This window comes from Nostoc sp. (genome assembly GCF_036917975.1).
Classification (GTDB): Bacteria; Cyanobacteriota; Cyanobacteriia; order Cyanobacteriales; family Nostocaceae; genus Nostoc.
The window spans coordinates 179,813-186,206 of sequence record NZ_JBALEJ010000073.1; the positions used below are offsets into that span (position 1 = coordinate 179,813).

At 41.4% G+C, this 6,394-nt stretch carries 6 protein-coding genes and 1 pseudogene; 5 read left to right on the plus strand and 2 right to left on the minus strand.

Features of this window, described 5'->3' with window-relative positions; genetic code table 11:
- Nucleotides 1-236 precede the first annotated feature (236 nt).
- Nucleotides 237-497 carry a chlororespiratory reduction protein 7 gene (locus V7K76_RS26745; protein WP_179066583.1) on the minus strand — a complete coding sequence of 87 codons (261 nt, stop codon included), beginning with the start codon at nt 495-497 and terminating at the stop codon, nt 237-239.
- 591 nt (nt 498-1,088) lie between these two features.
- Here V7K76_RS26745 and V7K76_RS26750 point away from each other — a divergent pair.
- Both V7K76_RS26750 and V7K76_RS26755 read left to right on the plus strand, forming a co-directional pair.
- On the plus strand, nt 1,089-1,289 hold the full coding sequence (locus V7K76_RS26750) for a hypothetical protein (RefSeq protein WP_334775777.1): 201 nt from the start codon (nt 1,089-1,091) through the stop codon (nt 1,287-1,289).
- The gene (locus V7K76_RS26755) at nt 1,277-2,305 is read left to right on the plus strand and encodes a PleD family two-component system response regulator (protein WP_334775775.1); all 1,029 of its coding nucleotides are present in this window, start codon (nt 1,277-1,279) and stop codon (nt 2,303-2,305) included. The genes V7K76_RS26750 and V7K76_RS26755 overlap by 13 nt, the downstream gene beginning before the upstream one ends.
- Nucleotides 2,306-2,364: 59 nt before the next feature.
- Here V7K76_RS26755 and V7K76_RS26760 read toward each other — a convergent pair whose 3' ends face one another.
- Nucleotides 2,365-3,570 carry a histidine kinase gene (locus V7K76_RS26760; RefSeq protein ID WP_334775773.1) on the minus strand — a complete coding sequence of 402 codons (1,206 nt, stop codon included), beginning with the start codon at nt 3,568-3,570 and terminating at the stop codon, nt 2,365-2,367.
- A 567-nt stretch (nt 3,571-4,137) separates the two neighbouring features.
- Here V7K76_RS26760 and V7K76_RS26765 point away from each other — a divergent pair.
- The 3 genes and pseudogenes from V7K76_RS26765 to V7K76_RS26775 all read left to right on the plus strand — a co-directional run.
- A complete protein-coding gene (locus V7K76_RS26765; protein ID WP_334775771.1) occupies nt 4,138-4,353 on the plus strand; it encodes a hypothetical protein in 216 nt (71 codons plus the stop codon).
- Between the two features lie 1,276 nt (nt 4,354-5,629).
- The gene (locus V7K76_RS26770) at nt 5,630-5,776 is read left to right on the plus strand and encodes a hypothetical protein (RefSeq protein WP_334775770.1); all 147 of its coding nucleotides are present in this window, start codon (nt 5,630-5,632) and stop codon (nt 5,774-5,776) included.
- A 163-nt stretch (nt 5,777-5,939) separates the two neighbouring features.
- Nucleotides 5,940-6,317 (plus strand): annotated as a pseudogene (locus tag V7K76_RS26775) (reverse transcriptase N-terminal domain-containing protein); the annotation flags it as partial.
- Between the last annotated feature and the right edge of the window lie 77 nt (nt 6,318-6,394).

Sequence of the window (6,394 nt, forward strand, 5' to 3'; positions counted from 1 at the left end):
GGGTACGGAGCGCAGCGAAGTGTTCGCGTAGCGTCTCGTAGAGAAGCAATCGCAAGGGTTTTAAGCTTTTTACATTTTGTTACATAGTTAGGTTTATTTGTGCCTACCTACTTAATAAGTAATAAATAATGATTAATGGGTATTACTTATTACTTATTACTTATTACTTATTACTTATTACTTATTACTTATTACTCATTTATTTTTTGGGATTCTCTTAATCACTGACCAAAAAGTTACTTTTCTAGACGAACTGCATACCACTGTAAATATTGTCCAGGACCAATATCTAATTCACAGGTGGTGTCGAGCAAATATTGTGCTTGAGCTTCTACAGTATCAAACTTTTGCAAGTCAGGCGACAAATCTTGAATTATGAGTTTTTGGAGAGTTGTTTCGAGCTTTTTTAATAACTCTGATAGTGTCAGAAATTGTTCTGGTTGATTGGTTTCTAGAACAACAAAATTATCCTGCTGATACATTAATGAGTCTGGCATTTTAAGGATTTAGTGAATGTAAATAGTTTTGGAGTCTTTTGAAAAAAATTTCGGTTGTTTGTTTAGTTAATAAGATGGCGATTTTAATGTGCAGTCTGTAAAGTAATTCTAAGATTTAGTTGTTCAATATATTAAATAAACTCAATTTTAGTATATTTATATACATTTTCTAAGAAAAAATCTATTTTTTTATAACTCAATATCCTGAATACAACTAAATAAGAATTTATACTTTAATTTATTAACCTAGAGTCAATACATAACCAAGCCTTGTACAGGCTTAATCTCAACCTTATGTAATTATACTAAACCCCAGCAAACCTTACCGGATAGACTGAATAAATTTAAGTCAGCCGATCTGAGAATTTAGTATTAGCTATCTTTTGAGGGGACTTTGGCAATTGCTTTGTTCTATCTTGCTAGGTTTCTAAAGTAACTCCAAAACTAAATGCGTAAGGTGTCCATTTGCAATTCTCAAAAAAGTTGCAATTTAACTTTAACAATTGGGAAATATAAAGGTAACATTTCCTCCCATAACCACAGCCGAACAAAAGGTAATAATTGCCTTTGTGTTCCAATTATAGATTGTCTATGCAACTTAGTTATCTACCGCTTGCTTGGCTCAAGAACATTGAGCAGTCCATTGTCAAAAAACTGTTGATTGTGAAGCTAGACACACCTCTGCCGCAAATCCTGGCATTGATGAAAATAGCGATCGCCCCCATGCGATCAAGTTGTACACCCTTTTTCAGGATAGTTCCGCAAGTGGAAGGCAACTCATGTCAGGCATAAGCCCATTTCCTCTTTCTACTAAGCAACCGCCACTGATTCTAGTGGCTGATGATGACAAGACCATCCGCGTATTGTTGCGTAAAGCGATGGAACAAGAAGGTTATCGAGTGATCGAGGTCAATGATGGCAAGCAATGTTTAGATGCTTACGAGACCATCAAACCGGATATAGTTTTGCTAGATGCTGTCATGCCTGTGATGGATGGCTTTACCTGCTGTAAGCAATTGCTCCAGATTGCCAGGAATAATTTAATATCAGCCCTTGCAAACTTTGATAGTGACTCGACCCTTAACAATACGGTTATCTCCAAAATATGGGAGCGCACTCCCATTTTGATGATCACATGCTTGGATGATGAGGATTCTGTAAACCGTGCTTTTGACGCTGGCGCAACTGATTATGTTACTAAGCCAATTCACTGGCCTGTATTGCGCCAGCGATTACGCCGACTGTTACAGCAAGCGCAAGTATACAAACAATTAGAGGCGGCAAACGAAGCTTTGCATCACCTGGCCAATGTAGATGGCTTAACTGAGTTGGCCAATCGTCGCCGCTTTGACGATTATCTCAATACTCAGTGGATTAATCTCGCACAAGAGGGATCTCCCCTATCGATGATCTTGTGTGATATCGACTTTTTTAAGTTTTATAACGATAGATATGGCCATCCGGCTGGGGATGTTTGTTTACAAAAGGTGGGTGCTATCTTAAGTCTTAAGGCACAAAAACATCAGGATTTAGTAGCGCGTTATGGTGGCGAAGAATTTGCTGTGATTATGCCATACACTCCTGCATCTGGCGCACTTCACGTTGCTGCAATGATACAAGCGGGAATCAAAGATTTGCAAATTGTTCATGACGGATCTCTGGTGAGTGAGCATCTCACCATAAGTATGGGCGTGGCAACTGTTGTCCCCACTTGGGAATCCTCACCTTCGGATTTGATTGTGCTGGCAGATAAAGCACTCTATCAAGCAAAGGCCGGGGGGCGCGATCGCTTTGTCTCAAGTACTTAATTGTCATTTGTCATTTGTCATTTGTCATTTGTGAATGCCCAATGTTCCATACCCATTACCTAAGAAGGATAAACTGGTAGTGTGAAGTGAAACCATGCACCGTTATTGGGGGCAGAGTCTACCCAAATTTGGCCATAATGTGCTAAGATAATACGTTGGCATAGACAAAGACCAATGCCGTAACCTTCTGTACCTTCATCCCGTTGCAGGCGGAAGTGGTTTTCAAAGATGCGATCGCGATTCTCTACAGGAATACCAGGCCCAGTATCACCAATACTAAACTGAACTTTTTGGGTAGTGCGGTGCAATCCAGCAATGCTAATCTTGCCACCTTCTGGGGTGTATTTGATGGCATTATCCAACAGATTTACTAGCACTTGCCGGATGCGTTCTGGGTCAGCATATACATAAGGTAAGTCACTGGGAATATCCGTTTCTACCTCTTGGGATTTGGCGGTATAGCGATCGCACAATTCTTCTAGTACATCTAAACACAGTTTACCTAGCTGTACTTTTTGTGGTAAAATAGGAAACTCTGTATCTTTACCACGACCTACCTGTAAAAGGTCGGTAATCATCCGGTCAATTACTTTAGTTTGATGACGGGCTTGTTTTAATAGATGCGCGGTCAAGGATGGTTTGAGGCGTTGAAATTGACCTGTATCTGAATTGTAGTTAGATTGAAGAGTTTCTATGGCGATCGCGGCAGCAGTTAACGGATTACGGAGATCGTGCGCCAGCATTGCAATCACTCGATCTTTAAACTGTAACTGCTCTTGGAGGTTATCTTTTTCCTGTTTCAAGCGAAAAATTTCGTCTGAGAGTCGGATTAGTTCAGCAGAAACAGCAACAGAACGGATAGTAGATTTGGGTGATGTGGCCCTTGCAGTATCATCTATACGTTCTTGTAAGTCTTCTTGTAATTTTAAATAGGCGTCTACAGCAGCTTGCCAGCGAGGCCACCAGTTTTTCAATTGCGCTATGATATTACTCCCAGCTAAAACCTGTCGTGGCTCGGGATGGATTTTGATTAAAGCTGGCGTTGCTACTAATTTGAAGTGTTCTGCTAAGTAAGGTTGTTGTCCAACATCAATAGTTTGAAGTTCAAAACTATACTCAGCCTGCAATTCTTTTAAGTAAGCACGTATTCGCTGTACCTGTTGGCGGGACTTGGGGCGTCCATCGACAAACAGCAGCAGTTGGAGTGGAGCCTCAGAATGAATCGGCTGATCCTGGGAAACTTGCATGTAATCGTGTTTCAGCACTGGTAACAACCCGGTGACGCTTTACAGAAAGTAAAATAGACTGACGGTTGTCGATGGTCGTTGTTTTTCTTCTTAATATATATTTTAGATTTTCATACTCCTATCCGATCTGCGTTTTTGACATCAGATACACCTTTTTCAGCCTTTTGGCTAACTTCATCTCCAAGAAACACCCAAGCCCCTTGAATATAAGTCTTAATTTGCCCTGAATTAAAAATTTTCGCCAGAGTTAGCAGGTGAAAATGTTATTACTATGTCAAATCGGTTAGTGAGGTAGCCTGTCAATTCGAGTACTTGCTTTGAATAAGCAATCACCCAAGTAAACACAGATGCTAATTGTATCTAATTTATCAGGAAGCTGTTAACTGTTCAGACCAATTTTGTAGAGGGTTTTCTCAACCGCCAGTGCATTCGATGAAGTGTCTTTTTTGCCTGCCTTTACCTAATCCTACTAATGATTGGTAAAACAGCCATAGCTAATTGCGTACTGCCTCTATAACTTGCGAAGCACACCTTATGCCCAGCTTTGTCCTTTAAAAACTACCATCCTTCCCAGAAGAACAGGGGATGGGTTATCGAGGAAAAGCTTTAGATAACATAGAGGCGATGCCTACGGCGGTAAACTACGCACTTTTAGAGAAAGCACTCACTGCTTTCGAGGCTGTCAAGAAACTCTTGACAATAGCACAAGTAGCATTTTCCCCAGAAAATCAATTTAGAGATACTAGGAAAACTGCTGCGACACTCAGCTACTTTGCTTATTACCCCAGTCGCCAAGAATAATGAACTTACGCTAAGTTCCTGGAATTGCTTAACACTGGCATTTTCCAGAGATTGCCTTACTCAGCTTACCATCGTTAGATGAATAATTTCCAAAATTGATTGTAAGCCAGCGTTAGCGAACTTGATTTCCCCTCCTTGGGTGAGGCTAGGGGGGCTTTAGTCCTAGTCTATCACCTCAGTTGCTTGGCGTAGGCTTTGCCCGCCGTAGGCATCGCATTACAACTAAATAATGCATCTGGAACCAGATTAAAGCTAGTTATCCACTCTAGCAACGGAATATTTAGATAACTCTCTAAAAAATTGGAAAGGGCGCGACCTATCGATTCACAATCTAGTATTGATCAGTTCATAGTCGGCGACTTTAGCCTTGATCTAAGAACTAAACTTTCTCCGAACTCCCAAATCATAAAACTCTTATCTAGCAAGTATTTCAGCTTTATTTCTTTTTTTTCCCAAAAATGTTAGTTTTCCAGAATTTTAGGGAACTCTATAAATAAGCATAGGAATTATAAAAACCTAATGGCTGTAAAACAAAGACAATACGGTAGCTTTTGCTACCGTTTACTCATTTTTGGAGATATCATTTTCACCAACATAGATATTTACGAAGAAGACGCCGCGAGTCGGTAGTGTCTTTTGGTGATCTATAAAGATAAGACTCAGGGACAAATGGCATCAAGTTAAGACACAGCCCTTGAACTGACTGGTTCCCAGCCTGGAGGCTGGGAACAGATTTTGGGAGGCTCCGCCTCCAGTGGACTCACCATAAGCAGCTAAGAAGCGATGAATCGCCGTCTCTACAATAATCAGTCTTTTGTAGAGACGGCGATTTATCGCGTCTCTTGCCTTAACCGAACAGTATTGTATTGCTACCTTGTCCCCCAGCTCCTATTGGATGCAAAAATTGAGTAATTTAATTTTTGGATGTCCCTTACGCAAACAGTAGCCGAAGTCCTAATTTTATGATGTGTGTGGCATTCAGGAGTGCTGAGTAAATAAGTGAGATTCCCCATTCGGAACGGGCTGTGCGATTCGTTGTTTAGTGAATCACGGTAATCAGTCCGTACATAACTAAACCAGCCCGACAGCAGATTACTGTCACTAAAGGGTTGAACTCTCGGTCAGATGCAAGTGCAAGTCTTGCCATTCAGACTCAGAATTGACTCCTTATCTGCCCACACCGAACAAGCTCGGTTCTTGTAGAGTGAAGCTCTTAACTGGGCGCAACCAGACGACCGTTGCGGGTTGACACTGGCGCTAACAGGGAGTTCCTACGATGAAACAGAGCCTAGAAAAGCGACTTATCCGAGAAACAGGGCGCAACACAAAGACCCCTGATTTAACTGGAGACAATTCCCGCCGTACAGAAGCTCGATGTCGGCAAGAGTCCTGGGAATCCAGTAGTCGAATTGGCTACATCTAACGGAACAATCAATCTCTCCGAGGGAACGAATAAAAACGATTTGGGAGTCTTGGGGCTTTCGTTCCCCAGGTAGGCTAGACGAGAAGCGGAATCCTCACAAGTCGGGTAGGACAGACCGTAATTGGTCTGAGGTGTTCAGAATACACAAACTAGAGAAGAGAAAATGATTAGACACAGTTACAAAACTAGTGAATCTTGGAGAGCCTTACCGTGGAAGAAATTCCGCCGAAATCTTCTCCGCCTTCAAAAGCGCGTGTACAAAGCGGTTCAAGTTGGAGACAAGCGGAAAGCTAGGTCACTCCAAAAGCTTATTCTAAAATCAACCTCGGCTCGATTTCTTGCAATTAGACTTGTATCTCAGCTAAATGCTGGTAAAAAGACGGCTGGTATCGATGGGAAAAAATCGCTCTCATTTGAAGAACGCTTCAACCTTGAAGAATTACTAAAAATGAATAGTGGAAACTGGAAGCATCAAGGATTACGGGAAATCCCCATCCCCAAAAAGGACGGGACTACCAGAATACTTAAGATACCGACGGTGTATTCATATTGCACCTTGATTCAATGAAGTTTAGGGATATTCTCCTCTTTATGATTATTCTCCACTCAATGCGCTGC

Coding starts and splice junctions, on each gene's coding strand:
- V7K76_RS26745 (WP_179066583.1), bottom strand. CDS start 497: ATGCCAGACTCATTAATGTATCAGCAGGATAATTTTGTTGTTCTAGAA.
- V7K76_RS26750 (WP_334775777.1), top strand. CDS start 1,089: ATGCAACTTAGTTATCTACCGCTTGCTTGGCTCAAGAACATTGAGCAG.
- V7K76_RS26755 (WP_334775775.1), top strand. CDS start 1,277: ATGTCAGGCATAAGCCCATTTCCTCTTTCTACTAAGCAACCGCCACTG.
- V7K76_RS26765 (WP_334775771.1), top strand. CDS start 4,138: ATGGGTTATCGAGGAAAAGCTTTAGATAACATAGAGGCGATGCCTACG.
- V7K76_RS26770 (WP_334775770.1), top strand. CDS start 5,630: ATGAAACAGAGCCTAGAAAAGCGACTTATCCGAGAAACAGGGCGCAAC.